Raw genomic sequence first — 24931 nt, forward strand, 5'->3', positions numbered from 1 at the left:
GAAGGAACCTGCTCAGCACCACACACCGGGAGTGCCAGTGGCACGCGTCGTAGTCGACGTCATGCTCAAGCCGGAGATCCTCGACCCCCAGGGCCAGGCGGTGCAGCGCGCGCTGCCGCGCCTCGGTTTCGAGGGCGTCTCCGACGTACGTCAGGGAAAGCGATTCGAACTGGAAGTTGACGGACCGGTGGACGACGCCGCGCTCGCCCGCATCCATGAACTGGCGGAATCGTTCCTCGCCAACACCGTGATCGAGGACTTCACCGTCAAGGTCGAGGAAGTCGCGGAGGCGGGAAAGTGACCGCTCGTATTGGCGTCGTCACCTTTCCCGGCAGCCTCGACGACCGGGACACGCAGCGTGCGATCAGGCTCGCCGGTGCCGAACCGGTCGCTCTCTGGCACAAGGACAAGGACCTCCACCAGGTCGACGCCGTGGTGCTGTGCGGCGGTTTTTCCTACGGTGACTATCTGCGGGCCGGAGCCATCGCGCGTTTCTCGCCGGTGATGGAGACGGTCATCGAGCAGGCGAAGGCCGGACTGCCGGTCCTCGGCATCTGCAACGGCTTCCAGATCCTCACCGAGGCCCATCTGCTCCCCGGCGCGATGCTCGGCAACGACCACCTCCACTTCATCTGCCGCGACCAGAAGCTGCGGGTGGAGAACGCGGAGACCGCCTGGACGACCGACTACACGGCCGGCCAGGAAATCCACATTCCGCTGAAGAACATGGACGGCCGGTACGTCGCCGACGAGCACACGCTCGACATGCTGGAGGCGGAGGGCCGGGTCGTCTTCCGCTACGTGGTCCGTGGCGAAGCCACTGATGGATGCGGCAACCCGAACGGTTCCCTCCGCGACATCGCCGGCATCTCGAACGAGGCCGGGAACGTCGTGGGCCTCATGCCGCACCCGGAGCACGCCGTGGAGCCGCTGATCGGCACCGGTCGCACCGACGGCCTCCCCTTCTTCACCTCGATCCTCAAGAAGCTGGTCAACGTATGAGCCGGACGCCTCTGGACACGGTCGAGCACGCGGCCGCGACCCCCGACGTCGAGCTGCCCTGGGCCGAACTTGGCCTGAAGAAGGACGAGTACGAGCGGGTGGTGGAGATCCTCGGCCGCCGCCCGACCGGCGCCGAGCTCGCCATGTACTCCGTCATGTGGTCCGAGCACTGCTCGTACAAGTCCTCCAAGGTCCACCTCCGCCAGTTCGGCGAGAAGGCCCCGCAGTCCGACGCCCTGCTCGTCGGCATCGGCGAGAACGCCGGCGTCGTCGACGTCGGCCAGGGCTACGCGGTCACCTTCAAGGTCGAGTCGCACAACCACCCGTCGTACGTCGAGCCCTACCAGGGCGCGGCCACGGGTGTCGGCGGCATCGTCCGCGACATCATCGCGATGGGCGCCCGCCCGGTCGCCGTCGTCGACCCGCTCCGCTTCGGTGCGGCCGACCACCCGGACACCAAGCGCGTCCTCCCGGGCGTCGTCGCCGGCATCGGCGGCTACGGCAACTGTCTGGGCCTGCCGAACATCGGCGGCGAGGTCGTCTTCGACGCCTGCTACCAGGGAAACCCGCTGGTCAACGCCGGTGCCATCGGTGTCATGCGGCACGAGGACATCCACCTCGCGAAGGCTTCCGGCGCCGGCAACAAGGTCATCCTCTACGGGGCCCGTACCGGCGGCGACGGGATCGGCGGCGCCTCCATCCTCGCCTCCGAGACCTTCGACGACGCCAAGCCCTCCAAGCGTCCCGCCGTCCAGGTCGGCGACCCCTTCCAGGAGAAGCTCCTCATCGAGTGCACCCTGGAGGCGTTCAAGGAGAAGCTGGTCGTCGGCATCCAGGACCTCGGCGCGGCAGGCCTGTCCTGCGCCACGTCCGAGCTGGCGTCGAACGGCTCCGGCGGCATGCGCGTGACCCTGGACGACGTCCCGCTCCGCGACTCGACCCTCTCGCCCGAGGAAATCCTCATGAGCGAGTCGCAGGAACGCATGTGCGCGGTCGTGGAGCCGGAGCAGGTCGCCCGCTTCCTCGAGATCTGCGACAAGTGGGACGTCATCGCCACGGTGATCGGCGAGGTCACCGACGGCGACCGGTTGGAGATCTACTGGCACGGCGGCAAGATCGTCGACGTCGACCCGCGCACGGTCGCGCACGACGGCCCGGTCTACGAGCGCCCGTACGCCCGCCCCGACTGGCAGGACGCCCTCCAGGCGGACGACGCGAACAAGCTGCCCAGGCCCGCGACTTCGGAAGAACTGAAGCAGCAGGTCCTGGCGCTGGTGGCGTCCCCGAACCAGGCCTCCAAGTCCTGGATCACTTCCCAGTACGACCACTTCGTGCAGGGCAACACGGTGCTGGCCCAGCCCGAGGACTCGGGCATGATCCGCGTCGACGAGTCGACCGGCCTGGGCGTCGCCATCGCCACGGACGGCAACGGCCGCTACGCGAAGCTGGACCCGTACCACGGCGCCCAGCTGGCCCTGGCGGAGGCGTACCGCAACGTCGCCACCACCGGCGCCAAGCCCCTCGCCGTCTCCGACTGCCTGAACTTCGGCTCGCCGGAGGACCCGGCGGTCATGTGGCAGTTCGCGGAGGCCGTACGCGGTCTCGCGGACGCCTGCCAGCAGCTGGGCACCCCGGTGACCGGCGGCAACGTCTCCCTCTACAACCAGACGGGCGAGGTGGCCATCCACCCCACCCCGGTCGTCGCGGTCCTGGGCGTCATCGACGACGTGGCCCGGCGCACGCCGGTCGCCTTCCAGGAGGAGGGCCAGCTGATCTACCTGCTCGGCGACACCCATGAGGAGTTCGGCGGCTCGGCCTGGTCCCAGGTCGTCCACGACCACCTCGGCGGTCTGCCCCCGCAGGTCGACCTGGAGCGCGAGCGCCTGCTGGCCGAGATCCTGATCTCCGCGTCCCGCGACGGCATGATCGACTCCGCGCACGACCTCTCCGACGGCGGCCTGATCCAGGCGGTCGTGGAGTCGGCCCTGCTCGGCGGCAAGGGCGCGCGCCTGATCGTCCCGGACGGCCTGGACGCGTTCACCTTCCTCCTCTCGGAGTCGGCCGGCCGCGCCGTCGTGGCCGTCCCCCGCTCCGAGGAACTCCGCTTCAACGACATGTGCGGCGCGCGGGGCCTGCCGGCCACGCGCATCGGTGTCGTCGACGGCGACTCGGTGGAGATCCAGGGCGAGTTCACCCTCCCCCTGGAGGAGCTGCGCACGGCCCACGAGGCCACGATCCCGGCGCTGCTGGCGTAGACAGCCCCTTGTTCGTACGACGGAGCCCCGCCCGGATCGATGCTTCCGGGCGGGGCTTCCTCGCGTCCTGCCAGGTGAGGCCGTGCTGCGACGGGTCTATGGCGGCCCCGAGGTGATGAGGGAGCAGTACGAGCACCTGGCGGAACCACCTTCGGTGAGCGTCACGGACAAGGACACAGAGATCTGGGCGTACCGGCGCCGGTGCGACGCCATGCGGGCCGAGGCCGGCGGACACAGGGAGACGTTCGATTTCCTGAAGCGGGCGGCACGAGAGTCGGAGCCATGAGCACACACCGCAGCGCACCCGAACTGGCTGACGGGGGCGCTTGGTTCAAGTCCTCGTAGAGTGATCAAACGGGCGGCAGTTGCCTCGAATCAGCCGTCCTCCTCCCCACCCACCCTCATAGCCGTCCGCGACTCCAAGCACCCCACCGGCCCCGCTCCTCGCTCTCGCTCCCGCCCTCGCACCCCAGGCCTTCACCGCCTTCCTCGGCCATGTCAAAACCGCCCAAACGGACCCGGCGGTCCGTACGGGCGGGTGAGCGGCAGCCGGCCGCTGGGTCGGCCGGGTCAGCTCGTCAGCGACGTCCAGAGCGTCAGTGGCCGGTCGCCGACCGACTCCTGGTCCGGGTGTCCGGCACCGCTCTTGATCGAGATGATCCGGTACCTGTCCTGGTGGAAGACCCAGAACAGGCTGAAGCCGTTGATCATTTGCATGTCCGGCACGGCCAGGAACTCGTCGACCTTGTCGATCCCGGCCAGCGACTGCCAGAGCGACAGTGAACGGTCGCCGCGCTCGATCACGTCGGTGTGCGCCTTGCCGTCGGCGATCGAGATCAGTCGGTAGACCTGCTGGCCCATGAGGGTGTGGAAGACCCAGTACCAGCTCCTGCCGTTGTTCCGGAACTCGCCGCTCCAGTCCGGCACGGGCAGGAACGCGTCCACCTGCTCGATGCCGTTGAACGAGGTCCAGGCCGTGATCGCCCGGTCCCCCCGGTCGACCGTGCCCGCCTGGTCCGGCGGCAGGCCCGACTCGGCCCGGTCGTTGATCGAGATCAGCCGATAGACCTGGCGGCCCTCGGTGGTGTGGAACAGCCAGAACCGGCTGCGCCCGTCGATCCGCTGCTCGTCCGGCACCGGGAGCACCGCGTCCACGCGGCCGACCCCGCTGTAGAGCTGCGGCCAGGTGGAGAGCGGCCGGTCGGGCCGCTCCAGCTTGTCGCTGTGTTCGTTGCCCTCGGCGATCGAGACGGTGCGGGCGACGGGGCCCGAGCTGCCCGTTCCGTATGCCCAGTACCAGCTCCTGCCGCCCTGGCGGTAGAGGTCCGGGACGGCCAGGAAGGCGTCGGTGGGCCGGACGGTGCTGGGCAGCTTGTCGGTCAGCCGTCCCTCGCCGAGCAGCCGGAGCGTGGTCAGCGAGGGCGCGAAGCCGTACACCGAGCCCTCGGTGGTCACGAACTGGTTGAACGTCAGCTTGGTGGAGGCGCCGGGCGATTCGTACGTCACGGTGCCGGTCGGGCCGACGTCCGGGTCGGGGCCGGGCTTGTTCGTCCGGCCCGGGGGAAAGTCCGGGTCGTTGATCCAGGCCTTCTGGATGAACTCGAACTGCTCGACGAGGTCGGACTGGTAGCTCACGAAGAGCAGCCCGCGTGGGTCGTCGGGCCCGCCGGGCCCCTCCGAGGCAGGGTCGAAGGGCGCGCCGTACGGGGAGCCCCGGCGCATGATCCGCCGACGGTCCATCACCGGGTTCTCCGGGAACGGATCGGCGCCGGGTTTCTCCTGCAGGCCGTCCCGGGGGTTGGTCTTGCGCAGGTGGGAGAAGAGCGGGGTGACGAAGCCCTCCGGATCGTTCTTGAAGCCGAAGTCGTTGTCCGCACCGGCCTCCGCGTTGCCCGGCCGGTCCGCGTTCGGGCACTTGGCCACGGGAGTGCCCGAGCGCCAGCGGCCGACCACCCGGGCGGCCAGCCACTCGGGGGTGGCCTCCTGCGGCACCACCTTGGCCTTCTTCAGGACCTTGAGCTGGGCGGAGATCTGGGCCCACCAACCGGGTACGTCCTGGGCCAGCCGACGCACCACGTGGAAGCTGCCGTTCACCGTCCAGTCCGGCATCTCGTCGTAGGTGATACCGCCGATCCTCGGATGCCCGATCACGAACTCGCCCGCCGGGATCAGCCGGGTGCCGGGCTTGCCCTTCTCGTACTCGGGCCGCTCCGGGTCCGGCTCGTCGAAGCCGATCACGGCCGGCTCGCTCACGCCGTCCTTGAAGCCGAAGTGCTCCTTGCCGCGGCGGGAGCCGGTCAGGGTCGCGCCGTTCTGCTGGAACACGATCACGATCTTGGCCTGGGCGGTTGCCTCGCGTTGCGCGGTGACGGCAGCCTGCAGGTCCTGGACGGTGTCCGAGGCGACGGTCAGTACCGCGTGCACGGTCTGGCCCTTGCCGTTGCCGAACAGCCAGTTCTCCGGCGAGCTGTCGCCGACGTCACCCAGCGCACGCTTGTTCGAGCCGTCCTTGAATGCCTCCAGCGTGCCGCCCGATCGCGTGCTGGGCAGCGGGTCCTTGCCGATCAGTTGCCGGATGCCCTCGTGGGTGAAGCTGACGTTCATCCAGGTCGCTCTCAGCTTCTGCGGATCGTCGCCGCCCGAGGCCTGCCTGGCCCTGCGGAACGCCGCGTTGAAGGTGGCGACCTGTTTGGTGGTGGAGATCTGCGGTTCGAGCTGCCGTACCCACGTCCTCGCCCTTGCCGCGTCCTCGAACTTGAGGAAGAGCAGGGCCATCTGGTCCTTCTTGAAACCCGCGAGGACATCGCCCTGGATGTCCTCGCTCTCCCGCAGCTTCAGCTCAGTCGGCATCTCGTCTCCCGATGACACAGTGTCACATTAAGTAGTCATATAACTACAGCATGTGCTCGCAAGTCGACGGGCTGCGCTCCGGGCTGACCTGACTGGGCGAACCAGCCGGACCGGCTCACCCGGCTGCCCGCTCGGAAACGACAGCCAGTCGTGGCGAATCAACACTGGGTGACGTTGTGTCGGCCCATCGGCCGGCCCATGTCATCGATCCCAGTTTCGCTAGGAGTTCCATGTCCCGCGGTAACCCCTCGACCGTCCCCCGGTGGCTGCTCGCGGCCGCACTGGCGGTCTGCACCACCTCCGCACTGACCGTCGGAGTGACCGGGCCGGCCATCGCCCATGGCACCGACCATGACCACGACCGGACCGCCGACACCTCCGCCAGGGCGCCGGTGAAGACCGATCCGGACGAGGCCGCGGCCCTCGGCGAGGAGCACGCCGAGGAGCACGCCCACACCAGGAGGATGCTGGCGGCGCTCGGCGACTACCCGCAGACCACCCGCACCGCACGCCTCAAGGCGCTGGGTGAGTCCCAGGCCGCCGCCAACACGGGCTTCGAACCGAGTGAGTCCGGGCGGTTCCGGGAGTACTTCCCGTCCCCCGACTTCGCCGCGCACATCGCCCAGCTGCCCACCGGCAAGGTGCTGCTGTTCTCGTTCGAGCGGGTCGAGAAGAACCCGCAGAAGGAACCCGCGCCGACCGACACCATCGGCAAGGAGAACGCGGGGCGGGCCTACCTCTGGGACCCGGCCAAGGGCACCGGCCCGAACGCCTTCACCAAGGTCACCCCGCCGACGGTCAACATGCCGGACGGGCTCAACCAGCCACGCCCCGCGCCGTTCTTCTGCGCCGGGCACTCCTTCCTGCCCAACGGCATGCTCGGTGTCTTCGGCGGCAACCTGGGCGGCAACGGCGGCACCGGGGCCAAACTCTCGCTGGTCTTCGACCCCTGGCAGGAGGTCTGGTACCAGAACCAGGACATGGCGGTCGGCCGCTGGTACCCGAGCGTGGTGACCGGGATGGACGGCCGACAGCTCATCATGTCCGGCCAGTCCGAGCTGGGCTGGGGCACGCCGACCTCGATCGTCGAGCGCTTCCCCGCGCTCGACAAGTCGGTGCCGGTGGCCAGGACCGACAAGCCGGAAGGCTGGTCCGTCGGCAGGTTCCGGGCGGACGCACCGTTCAAGCGCGACTACCCGCACCTGTTCTCGTTGCGCGACGGCAAGATCTACGGGCTCGGCCGCAACCCCGACCAGCAGTGGACGTTCGACATCAACACCGAGACCAGAAGTGACCTTCCGGCCCGCCCGGACGTCCCGCACGCGCCGGGCGCCATGGTCCCCCCGAACGGCATCGGACGTAACTACGGTTCGGCCGTCCCGCTCCCGGCCGGCTTCCGCGGCCCGGACTCGGTGCTGGTGCTCGGCGGCGACCGGGACGACCCGAACACCTACCAGCTGGTCGGCGGCCAGTGGAGCAAGGAGAAGCCGCGCGCCTTCGGCCGCACCCAGGACAACACCCTGCTGCTCCCGGACGCCACCCTGCTCACCGTGAACGGCGCCTTCGACATCCGCGACTACGGCAACGGGCCGTACAACCCGAACGCCGACCTGAAGTACCGCCAGACCGAACTCCGGGACGCGAACGGCAACTGGAAGCTCGGCCCCGCCCAGCGGCTGCCGCGCGGCTACCACTCCAACGCGGTGGTGCTCCCCGACGGCCGGGTGATGGTGACCGGTGACGAACTGCAGCAGCTCGCCAACGACCCGAACATCGACGACGACATGAACGGCAGCATCGAGATCTACGAGCCGGCCTACCTGCACCAGAGCGGCCGCCCCAACCTCGGCATGGTCTTCAACCCTTCGGTCGGCTACAACGAGCGGATCACCGTCAGCAGCAGCACCGCCGCCGACGTGACCCGTGCGGTGCTGCTCGCCCCGACCACCGCGACCCACTCGGTCAACACCAGCCAGCGCCACCTGGACCTGCGGATCAAGAGCCGCTCCGGCAACTTCATCGAGCTCCAGGCACCGCCCTCGGCCGCCGCCGCCCCACCCGGCTACTACATGGTCTTCCTGCTGAACGAGGAGGGAGCCCCGAGCAACGCGGGCTGGGTCCAGCTCAAGCCCACCTCGGGCGGCCAGACCCCCTGACGCCACACCGGCGCATCGTTGCGGCCCGCCGTCCCGGACCGCGGGCCGCAGCGACATGCCCTCCGCCGGGCGCGGCTCCAACTACGCTTCCCACCATGCCTCCGGCCAGGAAACGCCCCCGTACCTACGACCCCGCCAAGACCCGCACCGCCGTCCTGGCCCAGTTCGGGAACGTACGGGAAGCCGTGGGCACCCTCACCGCCGAGCAGCTCGCGCTGCCGACCCGGCTCGGGGAGTGGACCGTACGGGACCTGGCCGCGCACCTCACCATGGCCGTCGAGAGCGTCAGCCGGGCCCTGGAACGGCCCGAGCCCCCGAAGGCCGAGCTGAACCCCCTGGACTACGCCTCCGCCACCGCCGCGTACGCCGGTGCCATCGCCGAGGGCAGCCGCGGCCTGGCCGAGGCCCACCCCGACGTCGTCGCCCTCTACGCGGGGGTGGAGCAGCGGATCACCGAGGGGCTCGCGGCCGCCCCGCGCGACCGGGTCGTCGACACCCGCGCCGGCGGCATGGCGCTCGACGGCTACCTCCTCACCCGCACCATCGAACTCGTCGTCCACACCGACGACCTGAACGCCGCCGTCCCCGGCCTCGACATCCCGTACGACCGGCACGCCCTCGCCACCTGTGTACGGCTGCTCGCCGACACGCTCGCCGCGCGGGTGCCCGGCGGGTCGACGGAGGTGCGGATCCCGCCGTACGCCGTCGTGCAGTGCGTGGAGGGGCCCAGGCACACCCGGGGCACCCCGCCCAACGTCGTCGAGACCGACCCGCTGACCTGGATCCGTCTCGCCACCGGCCGCCTGGAGTGGGCCGCCGCCCTGGACGCGGCGAAGGTCAGCGCGAGCGGCGAACGGGCCGATCTGGGCGCCCTGCTGCCCCTGATGAGCTGATCCGGACCCGGAAATCCCGGTGGAACCACCCACTCACCTCACCCGTCCCACCGCCATGGACAAGCGACTCACCCTCACCGCCCTGGCCCTGCTTCCGCTTCCGCTGCTCGCGGCCTGTGGTTCCGAGTCGGCCGGCGACTCCGGCAGCGGCAACGTCGGCTCGAACACCACGAAGGCCTCGGTCACCGGCGTCCGCTGGAAGGTCGACAGCCTCACCGTGGGCGGGAAGACCGAGCAGGCCCCCGACAGCGCCTATCTGAAGATCGCCGACGACGGCGAGGTCAACGGCAACTACGGCTGCAACACCTTCGGCTCGACCGCCGCGTTCAAGGAGGACGGCATCGACTTCGAGGCTGCCCGGTCCACCGAGATGGCCTGCGACGACGTCCTGATGAAGTTCGAGAAGAGCTTCGCCCGCGCCCTCGACACCGAGACGTTCACGGCCGGGGCGACCGACGACGGCAAGCTCACCCTCACCACCGCCGACGGCGACACCGTCGAGCTGACCGAGGAGAAGCTCACCCCGCTGTACGGCACGAAGTGGCGGATCGATTCCCTCTTGGCCCACCGCGTATCCAACTCGCTTCCCGAGGCCGCTCGGGGCAAGGCCTGGTTCACCCTCGACAAGAAGACGGGCACGCTGCGCGGAAGCGGCGGCTGCAACGACATCTCCGCGAAGGCCACCGTGAGTGAGAACAGGATCACCCTCGGCCAACCGCGGACCACCCGCAAGATGTGCTCCGACTCACTCATGGACGCCGAGCGGAGCTTTCTGAAGATTTTCAATGGCACGGTGGAGTACCGAATCGATCACTTCACCATCACGCTGACCAGCGAAAACTACGAGGGTATCGGTGCCGTCGCCGACAAGTGACGGGTGCGGGGCAGCAGTCGGGAACCGGGGCGGGCGAGATCAGCGGATTCGGACCGGTGCGCGATCTCGCCTACACTCGGTGGCGTGCCACGTGGTGACGGACGACTCAACCACGACCTTCTCCCCGGTGAGAAAGGCCCCCAGGACGCGTGTGGCGTCTTCGGTGTCTGGGCCCCGGGTGAAGAGGTCGCGAAGCTCACTTACTTCGGGCTCTACGCCCTCCAGCATCGGGGCCAGGAATCCGCGGGTATCGCGGTCAGCAACGGCTCCCAGATCCTCGTCTTCAAGGACATGGGCCTCGTTTCCCAGGTCTTCGACGAGACCTCGCTCGGTTCGCTCCAGGGTCACATCGCGGTCGGTCACGCCCGCTACTCGACCACCGGTGCCTCCGTGTGGGAGAACGCCCAGCCGACCTTCCGTGCCACCGCGCACGGCTCCATCGCGCTCGGCCACAACGGCAACCTGGTCAATACCGCCCAGCTCGCCGAGATGGTCGCCGACCTGCCCAAGCAGGAGGGCCGTACGCCGCGTGTGGCGGCCACCAACGACACCGACCTGCTCACCGCGCTCCTGGCGGCCCAGGTCGACGAGGACGGCAAACCGCTGACCATCGAGGAGGCCGCCCACACGGTCCTCCCGCAGGTGCGCGGTGCCTTCTCCCTCGTCTTCATGAACGAACACACCCTGTACGCCGCGCGTGACCCGCAGGGCGTCCGCCCGCTGGTCCTCGGCCGCCTGGAGCGCGGCTGGGTGGTGGCCTCCGAGTCCGCCGCCCTCGACATCTGCGGCGCCTCCTACGTCCGCGAGATCGAGCCGGGCGAGTTCATCGCCATCGACGAGAACGGTCTGCGCAGCTCCCGATTCGCGGACGCGAAGCCCAAGGGCTGCGTCTTCGAGTACGTCTACCTGGCCCGCCCGGACACCGACATCGCCGGCCGGAACGTGTACCTCTCCCGCGTGGAGATGGGCCGCAAGCTCGCCAAGGAAGCCCCCGTCGACGCCGATCTGGTCATAGCGACCCCGGAGTCCGGCACCCCGGCTGCCATCGGCTACGCGGAGGCCTCGGGCATCCCGTTCGGTGCGGGTCTGGTGAAGAACGCGTACGTCGGACGTACGTTCATCCAGCCCTCCCAGACGATCCGCCAGCTCGGCATCCGTCTGAAGCTGAATCCGCTGAAGGAAGTCATCAAGGGCAAGCGCCTGGTGGTCGTCGACGACTCGATCGTCCGCGGCAACACCCAGCGCGCGCTGGTCCGGATGCTCCGCGAGGCGGGCGCGGCAGAGGTCCACATCCGGATCTCCTCGCCGCCCGTGAAGTGGCCCTGCTTCTTCGGCATCGACTTCGCCACCCGCGCCGAACTCATCGCCAACGGCATGACGATCGACGAGATCGGCACCTCCCTGGGCGCCGACTCCCTGGCATACATCTCCCTCGACGGCATGATCGAGGCGACCACCATCGCCAAGCCGAACCTCTGCCGTGCCTGCTTCGACGGCGAGTACCCGATGGAGCTGCCGGACCCCGAGCTGCTCGGTAAGCAGCTCCTGGAGACCGAGCTGGCGGCAGGCCCCGCCGCCACAGCCGCGGCCGACGCGATCCGTCGCCCGTAAGCCTGCCCGTAGACAGCCGGTAACACCTGCTTACCTGCCGCAGTACGACACGAAAGTTCTCACCGTCATGTCTGAGACAACTGGTGCCAGCTACGCAGCCGCGGGCGTCGACATCGAGGCGGGCGACCGCGCCGTAGAACTCATGAAGGAGTGGGTGAAGAAGACGCAGCGCCCCGAGGTCCTCGGTGGCCTCGGCGGCTTCGCCGGCCTCTTCGACGCCTCCGCCCTCAAGCGCTACGAACGCCCGCTGCTCGCCTCCGCCACGGACGGCGTCGGCACGAAGGTCGACATCGCCCGGCAGCTCGGCGTGTACGACACCATCGGCCACGACCTGGTCGCGATGGTGATGGACGACATCGTGGTCTGCGGCGCCGAACCGCTGTTCATGACCGACTACATCTGCGTCGGCAAGGTCCACCCCGAGCGGGTCGCCGCCATCGTCAAGGGCATCGCCGAGGGCTGTGTCCTGGCCGGCTGCGCCCTCGTCGGCGGCGAGACCGCCGAGCACCCGGGCCTCCTCGGCCCGGACGACTTCGACGTCGCCGGAGCCGGCACGGGCGTCGTCGAGGCGGAGCACCTGCTCGGCCCGGATCGTATCCGTACGGGTGACGCGGTCATCGCCATGGCGGCCTCCGGCCTTCACTCGAACGGGTACTCGCTGGTCCGCCACGTCCTCCTGAACCAGGCCGGTCTCTCCCTGGACGCCGAGATCGCCGAACTCGGCCGCACCCTCGGCGCGGAGCTCCTGGAGCCCACCAAGATCTACTCGCTGGACTGTCTGGCCCTCACCCGCACCACCGAGGTCCACGCCTTCAGCCATGTCACGGGCGGCGGTCTCGCGGCCAACCTGGCCCGCGTGATCCCCGACACCCTGCACGCCACGGTGGACCGCTCCACCTGGACCCCGGCCCCGATCTTCGACCTGGTCGGCAGGACGGGCCAGGTCGAGCGTCTGGAGCTGGAGAAGACCCTGAACATGGGCGTGGGCATGATCGCCATCGTCCCCCAGGAGTCCGCGGACGTAGCCCTGACGACCCTGGCCGACCGCGGCGTCGATGCCTGGGTGGCGGGCGAGATCACGGATCGTGCCGACCACACGACAGGCGCGGAACTGGTGGGCGACTACGCGCGCGACTAGAACACCGGAACGCCCCTTGGACGGCGAGGCCGCCCAGGGGGCACGGGGAACTGCGCGACCAGCCACGACGCACCCGCACGCGCCCCCATACAGCGGGCCTCAGCCCACTGGGTGCCCGTAATCGGAGCGAGGCAGCACGAAGCCCGGTCCGGCGGTGGAAACCCACCAGGACCGGGCAAGCGCAGCGGTACGGAGTCAAGCCCCGCGACGATGCGACGCAGGACCGGACTCCTCGCCCTCGTCCTCATCGTCGTCGTTGTAGAGATCCGCGTACTGGGAGTACGGGTCGTCGTCGTCTTCGTCATCCTCGAACGGCTCGCCATTCGGCGGCTGGCTCGAAGTCGAAGCGCCCAGCTCATTGGCCAGACGCGAAAGATCAGTACCGCCGCTGCTGTACTTCAGCTGGCGGGCGACCTTCGTCTGCTTGGCCTTTGCCCGGCCGCGCCCCATGGCTCGACCCCCTCGGATACGGGGCTCGGTGGCCCCAGAGTCTTGACACGCGTTCATGATCTAGAACGGACTCTCCGTGGAGAGACCGGTTCGTAGGGCTTCCACGGTACCTGAGCCCACGCCCATACGGTACGTCGCCCGCAGGACGTGCCCGTGCCCAGAACCTGCGAGGAGCCCTTTCCCCGCTGGTCAACGGTGATTTTAACCGTTTCTGGGCGAGCGACCCGCCGACGGAAGTGAGAGTTCTCTCTAAAGCCGCCGACGGGTACCGGCCGACGCCGTACGCACACCACGTGAAGGCCGTACGGCGCCTCCGCCGAGACTCAGCGACCGCGTGCCGCAACCGCCTCGTGCATCCGCTGCTCGGCGATCCGGTCGGCCGCGGCGGCCGGCGGAATGCCATCCGTCTTCGCACGTGCGAAGATCGCCAGCGTGGTGTCGTAGATCTTCGCGGCCTTCGCCCTGCACCGCTCGAAGTCGAATCCGTGGAGCTCGTCGGCGACCTGGATCACCCCGCCGGCGTTCACCACGTAGTCCGGCGCGTAGAGGATCCCGCGGTCGGCGAGGTCCTTCTCCACACCGGGGTGCGCGAGCTGGTTGTTGGCCGCGCCGCACACCACCCCGGCGGTGAGCACGGGCACGGAGTGGTCGTCCAGAGCCCCGCCGAGTGCGCAGGGCGCGTAGATGTCGAGCCCCTCGGTCCGGATGAGCGCGTCCGTGTGCGGGACGGCGCTGACGCCTTCCGGGTGCCGGTCGAGGATCCGCCGTACGGCGTCGTCGCGCACATCCGTGATCACGATCTCGGCGCCCTCCGCGAGCAGATGCGTCACGAGGTGGTGGCCGACCTTGCCGACGCCCGCGATGCCGACTCTGCGGCCCCGCAGCGACGGATCGCCCCACACGTGCTCGGCGGAGGCCCGCATGCCCTGGTAGACGCCGAAGGCGGTCAGGACGGACGAGTCGCCCGCGCCGCCGTTCTCCGGGGAGCGGCCCGTCGTCCAGCGGCACTCGCGCGCCACGACGTCCATGTCGGCGACGTACGTGCCGACGTCGCACGCGGTGACGTACCGGCCGCCCAGCGAGGCCACGAACCGTCCGTAGGCGAGCAGCAGCTCCGCGCTCTTGATCCGGTCGGGATCGCCGATGATCACGGCCTTGCCGCCGCCGTGGTCGAGACCGGCCATGGCGTTCTTGTACGACATCCCGCGCGCGAGGTTCAGCGCGTCGGAGACGGCCTCCGCCTCGGTCGCGTACGGGTAGAAGCGCGTGCCGCCGAGAGCGGGGCCCAGCGCGGTGGAATGGATGGCGATGACGGCCTTGAGGCCGCTGGCCCGGTCCTGGCAGAGCACGACTTGCTCGTGACCGCCCTGGTCCGACTGGAACAGGGTGTGCAGGACGCCGTCAGATACATCGGTCACTGTGGTGACTCCTGGGTAAGAAGCGGCGGTTGCTGACAGGCTCCCGTATGGGTGGCGGGGGCTGTGAGCATGAGATTAGAGCCTGCGTCCGCCCGACAGCGGCGCAGCCTCAGGATCACCCCACTCCCGGAGTACGGACGTGGTGCGATCCGCACAGTTTTCCGGCCCGCCCGTGTGCGGGTTCGGCAGGTTTCCCCGGTGGCAGCCGGGGGAGGGAGCAGGCGTGCCCAAGGTGTCCTCGGTGATCGTCCCGTACGCGTCCTACCTCCGCGTGTACGAGCCGTTGGCGGCCTTCGCCGAGCCGGAGCGCGGCCACTGGACCCGCTACGCCAGGCGCACCGACCGCCCCTCGTACCAGGACGAGCTGCGCCGCTCGCTGGCCGACCTGCTGCCGACCCCGCCCGTCCCGGTGCCGGTGCACGAGAGCGGCGACGCCTTCGTGCTGGACGTCGACGGGGTGGTCTGCGTCTGCCCCTGGCGGACCCGGCTGCGCGGCTGGCAGGCGCTCGGCGACCTGGCAGAGGAACTGCCGGCCCCGGTCCTGGACGCGGTGCTGCCGCCCCTGGTGCGGCACCAGGCGAGCCAGGACTACGAGCGGTGGATGGCCGGCAACCCCGACGCCCGCCCGTGGATCCGTACGGCGACCTGGCAGGTGCCGCTGAACTGGTTCGTCCTCGTCTCGGACGATGAGCGCACCTATGAGAAGGGTTCGGGCGAGAGCTCGCCGGTGCTTCGCTATCGCACTCCCATGGTGCAGGCCCGGCGGCGCGTGGCGCGCGGGCTGCGGACCCTGCGCGACACCATCGACGAGGGACCGCTCATCGACGGCCTGATCGACGTGGGCCGCTGGCTGGAGGAGTTCCACCCGCGCTCGCTCGTCGAGCTGGACTACGGCGGCCTCGTCGACGTCCTGCCCGCCGCCGAGCTGGACGGCGACCACTCCGCCGCCGACGCCGCCGAGGGCATCGAGGCCCTCCGTGACGGGGACGGTCTCGCCGCCGGGGAGGCGTACGGGCGGCTGGTCGAGCGCTGGCGGGCGGTGCGGGACCGGCGCTCGGCGAACTGAACCGGGCCGAACCGGTTGAACCGACTCAACCTCTCAGCCGTATCTGTGACTTGTGGGGCCAGTGGGAAAAGGCTTTCCATGTGGGCCGAACCATGGTGAACTGTCCACCCTTGACCCAAGCTTGACGCAACGCAGTTCCATGCGGGGCGTCACGGGGGGACGTAGGTCCCGATCCGGGCTTTTGCGTCAAGAAGCCGCCAAGCGTGACGGATTGCACTTACGCGGGCCTTGCCTCTTACGCACCTCCTCGTGTCAAAATAGGACAAGGAGCCCGGGGGAGGCTCCTTCTGCCCGCGTATGGGTGGAATCTCAGCATTGCACGCTAATGGGGGGTCCTGTGACTCCTGCACGCCGCTGTGACTGATCGTCACAGCGGCGTGACTGTCCGCTATGGCATGGTCCATCGGCATCCGTCGCTGATGAACACCTGGGAGGGCAATTCCATCGGTTTGGCCGACGTGGCTGGACGGATGGTGTAGTTGTAGTGCCGAGGACAAGCCGTTCGTCCTATAACCGACTCGACTCGCGTCCGCCATTTCGGGCAACGCGGGTCAAGGTGCAGAATTTAGAGGAAAGAACCGAGAAGGTTCGGTTCTCCCGAGGAGGCCGCTCATGACCGCTCGCACCCCTGATGCCGAGCCGCTGCTGACCCCGGCTGAGGTCGCCACCATGTTCCGTGTCGACCCCAAGACGGTCACGCGGTGGGCGAAGGCCGGCAAGCTCACGTCCATCCGTACGCTCGGCGGACACCGCCGTTACCGCGAGGCTGAGGTCCGCGCACTGCTCGCGGGCATTCCGCAGCAGCGCAGCGAGGCCTGAACCCTCGTATGACAAGGCATTTCGGCTGGTCCCCCAATCGGCCGGGAGCCTGAAAGCACCGCTCAAGCAGCTCCGAACGACGCGGGTTCTGCCCCAACAGATCCCACGCCCGAGCCACACAGAACTTTCCGGGAGGCCCCAGGCCCCCTGGACATCGTCAGGCAAGCAACAAGGGTGCGTCGTAGATCGCGCTGGACTCCGCCGGGTCCAGCGCGATCTTTTTTTGTGCTCCGGACCGGGGGTTCCGGGTCCGGATGCGAAGGGTTGTGCGCGGGCTTGTCGGACTCTGGGGAGGGCTGTCGGATCTCCTGTGCAGGACCTCAGGGACTGGTGCAATTGCACATATTAAATTGACCAGTTGTATAGGGCCTGTAAGAGGCGACGTTCTGAAAACTCATACCGTGACACCCGTCACATGCCGGGGTGCTTGTCGCCTCGGCGGCATCTGCGGTAATGAGGCCGGGAGTTGGGCGGGGCGAGCCCCTAGCCGAGTGTGTTCCCTGCGGGGCGCGTCTCACGCCTTGGAGGGAGTCTCGTCCTCCGCGGGCCCCTCCACGTCGTCCTCGCCGCCCGCCCCGTGCTCCGTCACCAGCCGCAGCAGGCGGTGGCAGATCGGGCAGTGGCGGGTGAGGTGGCGGTACGAGGAGGCGGCCGACAGGTGGGCGCGGAGCAAGGCGCGGGTCTCGTGCCGAGCGGACACCGCCATACGCCACCTCCGGGGTCTCTGGGCCCTGAATCTGAGGTACCGGCGGAATGTGACGCCGTCAACCCCCACCGTGCGGATGGGGCCGCCGCAGGCGGCCCCTCAGGGGCGCGGGGAGCTGCGCGACCAGCCACACCCGCCCCGTGTGCGCCAACAGCCCCCAGCCCCCGAGCTCTTGGGCGTGGGTGGGGTCGAAGGGCCGGCAGCCCCTGGGGGCGGCGGGGGTGAGATGAGCCGCCGCATACGACAAGAGGCCCGCATCCTCACCGGATACGGGCCTCTCGCCATCGTGCGGTCCTGACGGGATTTGAACCCGCGGCCTCCACCTTGACAGGGTGGCGAGCACTCCAAACTGCTCCACAGGACCAGGTTTCGCAGTCCGCGCCTTGTTGCCGCGCTGGCCTGCGAGAAGAGACTGTACAGGAGCGGGACCCCACGGTCGAACTCACCCGGAGTGCGCGGCCCGTTACGGAACGGCGGCGTCGATCGCCTTCACGATCCGTTTGTCGGAGACGGGGTAGGCCGTACCGAGGGCGTGCGCGAAGTAGCTGACGCGCAGCTCCTCGATCATCCAGCGGATCTCCAGGACGGACGAGGGGACGGGCCGGCCCTGGGGCAGCTGCTCCAGCAGCCAGGCGTACTCGTCACGCATCTCGTGGACCTTCTCCATGCGGGCCGTGTCCCGCTGGACGCCGGTCGGCATCTGCTGCAGCCGGCGGTCCGCCGCCACCAGATAGCGCATCAGGTCCGGCAGCCGGCGCAGCCCCGCCTCCGTGACGAACCCGGGCTTCACGAGGGAGTCCAGCTGTCCCCGTACGTCCGCGAGGTTGGCGAGGAGGGCCGGGCTGCGGGTGGACTTCAGGCGGCGTTCACAGGCCTGCCAGGCGGCCAGCACCTGCTGCACCTGGCCGACCGTACGGACCGTCGTGTCGACGATCTCGGCGCGCACCTTGTCGTACAGCTTGCGGTACGACGACTCGTCCCACGCCGGTCCGCCGAATTCGGCGATCAGCCTGTCGGCCGCCGCCATCGCGCAGTCGTCGAACAGCGCCTGGATCGAACCGTGCGGATTCGCGGACAGCGCCAGCTTCTGCGCGTTCGTCAGCTTTTCGGAAGCGAACTTCGCGGGGTTGACCGGGATGTTGCGGAGGATGAGCCTCCGGGTGCCCTTCCACATCGCCTCGGTCTGCTCCGCCTCGGTGTCGAAGAGGCGTACGGAGACGGTGTTCGCCGTCGGTCCGTCGTCCACGAGCGCCGGATACGCCTTCACCGGCTGCCCGGCCCGGCGGGTCTCGAAGACGCGGGTGAGCGAGCCGATCGTCCAGTCGTCAAGGCCCTTGCGCTCCAGGGACTCGCCGCCCTCGCGCTCGGCGGTGGCCGCGGCCGCCTGCGAGAGGGCCTGACGCGCCTTCGGCTTCAACCGCAGCCGCAGCGACTCCAGGTCCTTGTCCTCGGCCAGCTTCCGGCGCCGCTCGTCGACGATCCGGAAGGTGATCTTCAGGTGGTCGGGGACCCGGGACCAGTCGAAGTCCTCGGGCGTCACCGGAACGCCCACCATGCGCTTCAGCTCGCGGGCCATCGTCACCGGCAGCGGCTCCTGCAGGGGGACCGCCCGGTCCAGGAAGCGCTGCGCGAAGTTCGGCGCCGGCACGTAGTTCCTGCGGATCGGCTTCGGGAGGGAACGGATCAGCTCCGTCACGACCTCCTCCCGCAGACCCGGGATCTGCCAGTCGAAGCCCTCGTCCGTGACCTGGTTGAGGACATGGAGAGGGACGTGGACCGTCACGCCGTCCGCGTCGGCGCCCGGCTCGAACTGGTACGTGACACGGAACTTGAGCTGCCCCTGGCGCCAGGAGTCCGGGTAGTCGGCCTTCGTGACCGCCTCCGCCGACTCCCGGATGAGCATCTCCCGCTCGAAGTCCAGGAAGTCGGGCTGCTCATGGCGCTTGTGCTTCCACCAGGAGTCGAAGTGGGCGCCGGAGACGACATGCTCGGGGACCCGCGTGTCGTAGAAGTCGAAGAGGGTGTCGTCGTCGACCACGATGTCCCGGCGCCGCGCCCGGTGCTCCAGCTCCTCGACCTCGCTGAGGAGCCTGCGGTTGTCGGCGAAGAACTTGTGGTGCGTACGCCAGTCGCCCTCGACGAGCGCGTTGCGGATGAACAGCTCGCGGCTGGCCTCCGCGTCGATCCGGCCGTAGTTGATCTTCCGCTGGGCGACGATCGGTACGCCGTACAGCGTGACCTTCTCGTACGCCATCACGGCCGCCTGGTCCTTCTCCCAGTGCGGCTCGCTGTACGTCCGCTTCAGGAGGTGCTCGGCGAGCGGCTCGACCCACTCCGGCTCGATCCGGGCGTTGACGCGGGCCCAGAGGCGGCTCGTCTCCACCAGTTCCGCCGACATCACGAAGCGCGGGGGCTTCTTGAAGAGGGCCGAGCCCGGGAAGATCGCGAACTTGGCGCTGCGGGCGCCCAGGTACTCGTTCTTCCCCGTGCTTCTCCCGGTCTCCCCTCCGGCCTCCTTCACGTCCTTCATGCCGATGTGGGAGAGCAGTCCGGCGAGGAGGGAGAGATGGATGTGCTGCTCGGGGGCGTCGTCCTCGCTCGGATGGATGTCCATCTGCTTGGCGACCGTGCGCAGCTGGCTGTAGATGTCCTGCCATTCGCGGATCCGCAGGAAGTTCAGGTACTCCTGCTTGCACATCCGGCGGAAGGACGACGAGCCGCGTTCCTTCTGCTGCTCGCGGACGTACCGCCACAGGTTGAGGTAGGCGAGGAAGTCGCTCGTCTCGTCCTTGAAGCGGGCGTGCTGCTGGTCCGCCTGGGCCTGCTTGTCGGCGGGGCGCTCGCGCGGGTCCTGGATGGAGAGCGCGGCGGCGATCACCATGACCTCGCGGGCACAGCCGTTCTTGTCGGCCTCGACGACCATGCGGGCCAGCCGCGGGTCGACGGGCAGCTGGGAGAGCTTGCGGCCCATCGGGGTCAGCCGCTTGCGCACGTCCTTCTGCGCAGGGTCGAGCGCGCCGAGCTCCTGGAGGAGCTGGACGCCGTCGCGGATGTTGCGGTGGTCCGGCGGGTCGATGAAGGGGAACTTCTCGATGTCACCGAGGCCGGCCGCGGTCATCTGGAGGATGACGGAGGCGAGGTTCGTACGGAGGATCTCGGCGTCCGTGAACTCGGGACGCGCCTCGAAGTCGTCCTCGCTGTACAGGCGGATGCAGACACCGTCGGACGTACGGCCGCAGCGGCCCTTGCGCTGGTTGGCGCTGGCCTGGGAGATCGCCTCGATCGGGAGCCGCTGGACCTTGGTGCGGTGGCTGTAGCGGCTGATGCGGGCGAAGCCCGGGTCGATGACGTACTTGATGCCGGGGACCGTGAGGGAGGTCTCGGCGACGTTCGTGGCCAGAACGATCCTGCGCCCCGTGTGCGGCTGGAAGACCCGGTGCTGCTCGGCGTGCGAGAGCCGGGCGTAGAGAGGGAGTACCTCCGTGAAGCGGTACTGCTTCTTGATCAGGGCGTCGGCGGTGTCGCGGATCTCCCGTTCTCCGGAGAGGAAGACGAGGATGTCGCCCTTGCCCTCCCCCTGAAGCTCCTCGACCGCGTCGCAGATCGCGGTGATCTGGTCGCGGTCGGCGTCGTCGCCTTCCTCCTCCAGGAGGGGGCGGTAGCGCACCTCCACCGGATACGTACGGCCGCTGACCTCGACGATCGGGGCGTCGCCGAAGTGCCGGGAGAAGCGCTCGGGATCGATGGTCGCGGAGGTGATGACGACCTTGAGGTCGGGGCGTTTGGGCAGCAGCTGGGCCAGGTAGCCCAGCAGGAAGTCGATGTTGAGGGACCGCTCGTGGGCCTCGTCGATGATGATCGTGTCGTAGGCGCGCAGCTCGCCGTCCGTCTGGATCTCGGCGAGCAGGATGCCGTCCGTCATCAGCTTGACGAAGGTCGCGTCCGGGTTCACCTGGTCGGTGAAGCGGACCTTCCAGCCCACGGCCTCACCGAGAGGGGTCCGCAGCTCCTCCGCCACGCGCTCGGCGACCGTACGGGCGGCGATACGACGGGGCTGCGTGTGCCCGATCATGCCGCGGACGCCGCGCCCCAGCTCCATACAGATCTTGGGGATCTGGGTCGTCTTCCCGGAGCCGGTCTCACCCGCGACGATGACGACCTGGTGATCGCGGATGGCGGCCGCGATGTCGTCCTTCCGCTGGCTGACGGGCAGCTGCTCGGGGTACGAGACGGCCGGCACGCGCGCGGCGCGCTCGGCCATGCGGGACTCGCCCTTGGCGACCTCCGCCTCGATCTCGGCGAGGACGGCGGCCCGGGCCTCGGGCTTACGGATCTTGCGCGCGCCTTCGAGCCTGCGTCCGAGCCGGTGCGCGTCGCGCAGGGACAGCTCGGCCAGGCGGGGGGCGAGGGCGCCGAAGGCGGGGGCAGGTGGCGTAGACATACGGAACCCAGGATCTCACCTCGACGAAACGAGGGGCGAACGCTTTTGCGTCCGCCCCTCGCCCGATGCCTGTGATGCGCGTTACCGCACGTCGACGTAGTCCTCTTTGCCGCTGCCGACGAAGTGCTTGCTGTCGGGCTTCGCGAAGACGGGCACCCAGGTGCCGTCCTGCTGGGCCGTGAAGCCCTTGCTGAAGGAACCGTTCGACTTCGAGGTGACGGTCGTCATCAGGTACCAGGTCTTCTTGCCCTTGGGCCGGAAGAGGATCTGGACCTTCTTGGAGCCGTACGCCTTCCACGTGGACGCGTCGGCCCTGCGCTCCTGGAGCACGCCCTTGACGGTGACCGTGCGGCCCTTGCGGACCGGCTCGGGCGAGGCGTTCGCGTCCTTGATCCGGGTGAGGACCCGGTTCTCGCGCGACGCGCCGCTGGTGGTGCCCTTGACGTCGTACGTCGTGGAACCGGCGTACTTCAGCCGCCAGTAGCCGTCCGTGTAGCCCGGCACCCTGACGTGGAACTGCTCGCCGAAGCCGGTCTTCACGGTCTTCTCGGTGGTCCAACCGGTCTTGCCGTCGGGCGAGTACTGGACGGCGACGCTCACCCGCTCGCCGTGGTCGTCCCCGGTGATCCCGAGCGTGCCGGAGACGCTGAGTTCGGCGTACTCGTCCAGCGAGGCCGTGAACTCCCGGAACTTCGTCGTCGCGGTGACCGCGACCGAGATGTCGGCGGTCGCGGTGCGCTGGATCCAGGCGTTGTGCGGGTACGGAGAGAAGGCCACCTCGTACACGGTCTTCTGGTACGGACTCGCCACGAAGCCGAAGCGCCCGTCGGCGTCCGTGGTCGCCTCGATCGGGTCGGCGGTGCTGCTGTTCTTGTGGTCCATCTCCAGCGGGATGCCGGACAGCGGCTTCCACTCCGCGCCGCTCTGGTACTCGAGCGTGCCGGAGACCGTGATCCTGTCGCCCGCCGTGGGGTGGAAGCTCGCCTTGTCGAGGACGAGGCGGGTCGGTGCCGCCTTGGGCGCGATGTCGACCCAGGGGGTCGAGGCGTAGCCCAGATCGCCCTGGTACGTGGCCCAGGCCCAGCCGCCCTCCGTCAGCTCGCGGGAGACGGAGAAGTGACCCTTCTCGTCCGTGGTGGCGGTCGTCTCGATGCGCTGGCCGATCCTGAGGTCCACGGAGGCGCCCGGCAGGGGCTCGGTCGCGCGGGTGCTCGGATCGCGCACGACCAGGTCACCGCTGACCGTGACCGTCCTGTCGTCGATGGTCGGCGCGGTGGGAGTGACGGCGAAGTCCTGGAGGACCGGCTGCTTGCGGTACCGCAGGGTGCCGGCGTTCTTGCGGACCGTGGTCTCACCCGCGCTGGTCGTGGCCTCGACGTCGATCGTGTAGTCGCCCAGGGTGTCCAGGTGGACGGGGGGCGAGGACCACACGCCCTCCCAATTGCTGACCCAGTAGGCCTGCTTGAAATCGGTGACCGTGGCCACGGGGGCGTCCGACTCGGCGCTGCCGACGGGGCGGAGCGTCGCGGTGATCTCCGTGACGTCCTCGCCGATCGCGCTGCCGTGGTTGAGACGTACGTCGATGGCCGCCCAGTCGCCGGAGCTGCCCGCCTCCTTGACGACCGGAGCGTCGGCGTGTGCCGTGCCGGGTATCGCGAGCACGGAGAGCAGGACGGCGCCGGCCGTCACAAGTCCCCTGGTGATGCCTCTCAAGAACCCCCCTCAGGTTTCCATGAGCGACGAAAACCCCCTCCGGACGTCCGGAGGGGGTTTTCGTGTGATGTGGCTGGGGCCGGGGTCGAACCGGCGACCTATCGCTTTTCAGGCGATCGCTCGTACCAACTGAGCTACCCAGCCGTGATGTTTCACGTGAAACACCAGCGGTCCTGACGGGATTTGAACCCGCGGCCTCCACCTTGACAGGGTGGCGAGCACTCCAAACTGCTCCACAGGACCAAGCTTGTGCGGGACTAGTCTCGCACAGGGTGTTGCGTACCCCCAACGGGATTCGAACCCGTGCTACCGCCTTGAAAGGGCGGCGTCCTAGGCCGCTAGACGATGAGGGCTCTCGGCCCGCCTGCGCGCTTCTCAGCGCGTCGGGGACGTGAGAAGCATATGGGATGGCGGGAGCTATCGCCAAAACGGTTTACGGGACCGCCCGCGCGGCGGTTTACGGGCCACTGGGGGACTCCTCGGTCGAGGTGCTTCCCGAGGGCGACGGGGACTGTTCGACGCCGGGTTCGGCCCCCGGCTGGTTCTCCTTCGGCAGATGGCGGCTGACCTCGGCCGTCGTCAGGCCCAGGCCGCCGAGCTTGATCTCGTCCCAGGCCTGGAGGCGGCGGGTGTCGCGGTCGAGGTACAGGACCGAGGCCTCGATCGGGTCGGGGTGCTTGCCCTCCACGGCGCGCAGACCACTGCCGCCGGTCGAGCCCTCGATGCGCAGGCGGGTGCCCTCGTCGAGGACCTCCATCTCCGGGTGGTGCAGATGCCCGGCGAGGACGAGCGGGACGTCGCCGTCCGTCTCCCGGGCGGCGTCCGGGTTGTGGGCGATCGCGATGTCCACGGGGGTGCCCGCCGCCTTCTGGGCGCGCAGGGCGTCCGCCAGTCGCCGCCCGGCCACCTCCTCCGAGGGCAGGCCCGACTTGTCGGTCGAGCGGTCCGGGGTGAACTGCGGGTCCCCCATCCCCGCGAAGCGCAGCCCGCCCACGGTCACCGCCCTCCCCTCGTCGAGGACGTGCGCGTTGTCGATGCCCTCCAGATAGCGCTGCGTCGCGCGCGAGTCGTGGTTGCCGCGCACCCAGACGTAGGGGGCCCCGAGGTCGGCGATCGGGTCGAGGAAGCCGTTCTCGGCGGCGGAGCCGTGGTCCATGGTGTCGCCGGAGTCGACGATGACGTTGATCTCGTACTGCTCCACCAGCGAGGCGATGATCTTCCAGCTCGCGGGGTTCAGATGGATGTCCGAGACGTGCAGGACACGGATGGTGGTCGGGTCCGGCTGGTACGCGGGGAGTGTGGACGTGACGTCGTACAGCTTGGTCACGTTCGTCACCAGGCGGGCCAACTCCTGCTGGTAGACGTCGAATTCGGTGACGATGCTGCGTGCGTTGCCGACGATCGAGGGGGCGGAGGAGAGCAGACCCGAGAACTTCGGCTCCAGGACGGAGTTCGGGTTCCAGGTCGCGGCGGCCGTTCCGCCGGCGCCGGCCAGGAGCACGAAGGCGAGGCCGCCGGCCGCCAGGGCGCGGCGGGGGC

Annotated in this window: 18 protein-coding genes and 4 tRNA genes; 11 read left to right on the forward strand and 11 right to left on the reverse strand. The window is 69.1% G+C overall.

Translation table 11 applies throughout. The annotated features are described in order from the left end of the window. Positions 1-37 precede the first annotated feature (37 nt). Genes purS through AWZ10_RS55075 form a run of 4 tightly spaced genes read left to right on the forward strand, consistent with a single transcriptional unit; the run spans position 38 to position 3543 of the window. Positions 38-301 carry a phosphoribosylformylglycinamidine synthase subunit PurS gene (gene purS, locus AWZ10_RS13980; RefSeq protein WP_005482678.1) on the forward strand — a complete coding sequence of 88 codons (264 nt, stop codon included), beginning with the start codon at positions 38-40 and terminating at the stop codon, positions 299-301. After that, positions 298-1002, forward strand: a complete 705-nt coding sequence (purQ, locus tag AWZ10_RS13985; protein ID WP_046709551.1) for a phosphoribosylformylglycinamidine synthase subunit PurQ — start codon at positions 298-300, stop codon at positions 1000-1002. The genes purS and purQ overlap by 4 nt, the downstream gene beginning before the upstream one ends. Then, on the forward strand, positions 999-3257 hold the full coding sequence (gene purL, locus AWZ10_RS13990; protein WP_060891205.1) for a phosphoribosylformylglycinamidine synthase subunit PurL: 2259 nt from the start codon (positions 999-1001) through the stop codon (positions 3255-3257). Before purQ ends, purL begins: the two co-directional genes overlap by 4 nt. Beyond that, positions 3154-3543: a Scr1 family TA system antitoxin-like transcriptional regulator gene (locus AWZ10_RS55075; RefSeq protein WP_279616626.1), complete on the forward strand. Its 390-nt coding sequence runs from the start codon at positions 3154-3156 to the stop codon at positions 3541-3543. The genes purL and AWZ10_RS55075 overlap by 104 nt, the downstream gene beginning before the upstream one ends. Before the next feature lie 284 nt (positions 3544-3827). Here AWZ10_RS55075 and AWZ10_RS52925 read toward each other — a convergent pair whose 3' ends face one another. Next, on the reverse strand, positions 3828-6107 hold the full coding sequence (locus tag AWZ10_RS52925) for a Dyp-type peroxidase (protein ID WP_052769741.1): 2280 nt from the start codon (positions 6105-6107) through the stop codon (positions 3828-3830). A gap of 230 nt (positions 6108-6337) precedes the next feature. Here AWZ10_RS52925 and AWZ10_RS14005 point away from each other — a divergent pair, with 230 nt between their 5' ends. The 5 genes from AWZ10_RS14005 (at position 6338) to purM (ending at position 12779) form a co-directional block, all read left to right on the forward strand. Further along, positions 6338-8263, forward strand: coding sequence for a galactose oxidase early set domain-containing protein (locus tag AWZ10_RS14005; RefSeq protein ID WP_078935675.1), 1926 nt, complete (start codon positions 6338-6340; stop codon positions 8261-8263). A gap of 95 nt (positions 8264-8358) precedes the next feature. Next, positions 8359-9156, forward strand: coding sequence for a maleylpyruvate isomerase family mycothiol-dependent enzyme (locus tag AWZ10_RS14010; RefSeq protein WP_046708670.1), 798 nt, complete (start codon positions 8359-8361; stop codon positions 9154-9156). A 55-nt stretch (positions 9157-9211) separates the two neighbouring features. Continuing rightward, positions 9212-10030 (forward strand): META domain-containing protein, encoded by an 819-nt coding sequence (locus tag AWZ10_RS14015; protein ID WP_060891207.1) that lies wholly within the window; start codon positions 9212-9214, stop codon positions 10028-10030. An 84-nt stretch (positions 10031-10114) separates the two neighbouring features. Further along, entirely contained in the window at positions 10115-11641 is a 1527-nt protein-coding gene (gene purF, locus AWZ10_RS14020; RefSeq protein WP_046708672.1) for an amidophosphoribosyltransferase, read from the forward strand. A 67-nt stretch (positions 11642-11708) separates the two neighbouring features. After that, positions 11709-12779 (forward strand): phosphoribosylformylglycinamidine cyclo-ligase, encoded by a 1071-nt coding sequence (gene purM, locus AWZ10_RS14025; RefSeq protein ID WP_046708673.1) that lies wholly within the window; start codon positions 11709-11711, stop codon positions 12777-12779. A 195-nt stretch (positions 12780-12974) separates the two neighbouring features. Here purM and AWZ10_RS14030 read toward each other — a convergent pair whose 3' ends face one another. Together AWZ10_RS14030 and AWZ10_RS14035 are read right to left on the reverse strand one after the other, a co-directional pair. Continuing rightward, positions 12975-13229: a DUF3073 domain-containing protein gene (locus AWZ10_RS14030; protein ID WP_046708674.1), complete on the reverse strand. Its 255-nt coding sequence runs from the start codon at positions 13227-13229 to the stop codon at positions 12975-12977. Between the two features lie 323 nt (positions 13230-13552). Beyond that, positions 13553-14647: a Leu/Phe/Val dehydrogenase gene (locus AWZ10_RS14035; protein ID WP_060891208.1), complete on the reverse strand. Its 1095-nt coding sequence runs from the start codon at positions 14645-14647 to the stop codon at positions 13553-13555. 223 nt (positions 14648-14870) lie between these two features. On the opposite strand from AWZ10_RS14035, the gene AWZ10_RS14040 reads away from it, so the two are divergent. Next, entirely contained in the window at positions 14871-15713 is an 843-nt protein-coding gene (locus AWZ10_RS14040) for a DUF8083 family protein (RefSeq protein WP_060891209.1), read from the forward strand. Positions 15714-16325: 612 nt separating this feature from the next. Continuing rightward, positions 16326-16532: a developmental transcriptional regulator BldC gene (gene bldC, locus AWZ10_RS14045; RefSeq protein WP_003949541.1), complete on the forward strand. Its 207-nt coding sequence runs from the start codon at positions 16326-16328 to the stop codon at positions 16530-16532. A 514-nt stretch (positions 16533-17046) separates the two neighbouring features. On the opposite strand, the gene AWZ10_RS14050 is transcribed toward bldC, so the two are convergent. The 8 genes from AWZ10_RS14050 to AWZ10_RS14085 form a co-directional block, all read right to left on the reverse strand. Continuing rightward, positions 17047-17238, reverse strand: coding sequence for a DUF6274 family protein (locus AWZ10_RS14050; protein ID WP_046708677.1), 192 nt, complete (start codon positions 17236-17238; stop codon positions 17047-17049). A 289-nt stretch (positions 17239-17527) separates the two neighbouring features. After that, positions 17528-17602 (reverse strand) — tRNA-Asp (locus tag AWZ10_RS14055). A gap of 99 nt (positions 17603-17701) precedes the next feature. Then, complete coding sequence (gene hrpA, locus AWZ10_RS14060) at positions 17702-21679, reverse strand: ATP-dependent RNA helicase HrpA (RefSeq protein ID WP_046705714.1); 3978 nt, start codon at positions 21677-21679, stop codon at positions 17702-17704. An 81-nt stretch (positions 21680-21760) separates the two neighbouring features. Continuing rightward, positions 21761-23392, reverse strand: a complete 1632-nt coding sequence (locus AWZ10_RS14065) for a hypothetical protein (RefSeq protein WP_244172485.1) — start codon at positions 23390-23392, stop codon at positions 21761-21763. A gap of 70 nt (positions 23393-23462) precedes the next feature. After that, positions 23463-23536: transfer RNA gene (locus tag AWZ10_RS14070), tRNA-Phe, on the reverse strand. A gap of 24 nt (positions 23537-23560) precedes the next feature. Further along, positions 23561-23635: transfer RNA gene (locus tag AWZ10_RS14075), tRNA-Asp, on the reverse strand. Positions 23636-23672: 37 nt separating this feature from the next. Next, positions 23673-23745, reverse strand: a tRNA-Glu gene (locus AWZ10_RS14080). A gap of 104 nt (positions 23746-23849) precedes the next feature. Further along, positions 23850-24931, reverse strand: a 1082-nt coding sequence (locus AWZ10_RS14085) for a metallophosphoesterase family protein (protein WP_060891211.1), incomplete at its 5' end; no start/stop codon positions are given.

This window comes from Streptomyces europaeiscabiei, assembly GCF_001550375.1.
In the GTDB taxonomy this organism is placed as follows: Bacteria; Actinomycetota; Actinomycetes; order Streptomycetales; family Streptomycetaceae; genus Streptomyces; species Streptomyces europaeiscabiei.

Excerpts from the sequence above, each read along its gene's own strand:
- bldC (WP_003949541.1), top strand. The coding sequence starts at position 16,326 with ATGACCGCTCGCACCCCTGATGCCGAGCCGCTGCTGACCCCGGCTGAG.
- AWZ10_RS14010 (WP_046708670.1), top strand. The coding sequence starts at position 8,359 with ATGCCTCCGGCCAGGAAACGCCCCCGTACCTACGACCCCGCCAAGACC.
- AWZ10_RS52925 (WP_052769741.1), bottom strand. The coding sequence starts at position 6,107 with ATGCCGACTGAGCTGAAGCTGCGGGAGAGCGAGGACATCCAGGGCGAT.
- AWZ10_RS14005 (WP_078935675.1), top strand. The coding sequence starts at position 6,338 with ATGTCCCGCGGTAACCCCTCGACCGTCCCCCGGTGGCTGCTCGCGGCC.
- AWZ10_RS14030 (WP_046708674.1), bottom strand. The coding sequence starts at position 13,229 with ATGGGGCGCGGCCGGGCAAAGGCCAAGCAGACGAAGGTCGCCCGCCAG.
- hrpA (WP_046705714.1), bottom strand. The coding sequence starts at position 21,679 with ATGTCTACGCCACCTGCCCCCGCCTTCGGCGCCCTCGCCCCCCGCCTG.
- AWZ10_RS14050 (WP_046708677.1), bottom strand. The coding sequence starts at position 17,238 with ATGGCGGTGTCCGCTCGGCACGAGACCCGCGCCTTGCTCCGCGCCCAC.
- purM (WP_046708673.1), top strand. The coding sequence starts at position 11,709 with ATGTCTGAGACAACTGGTGCCAGCTACGCAGCCGCGGGCGTCGACATC.
- purL (WP_060891205.1), top strand. The coding sequence starts at position 999 with ATGAGCCGGACGCCTCTGGACACGGTCGAGCACGCGGCCGCGACCCCC.
- AWZ10_RS14015 (WP_060891207.1), top strand. The coding sequence starts at position 9,212 with ATGGACAAGCGACTCACCCTCACCGCCCTGGCCCTGCTTCCGCTTCCG.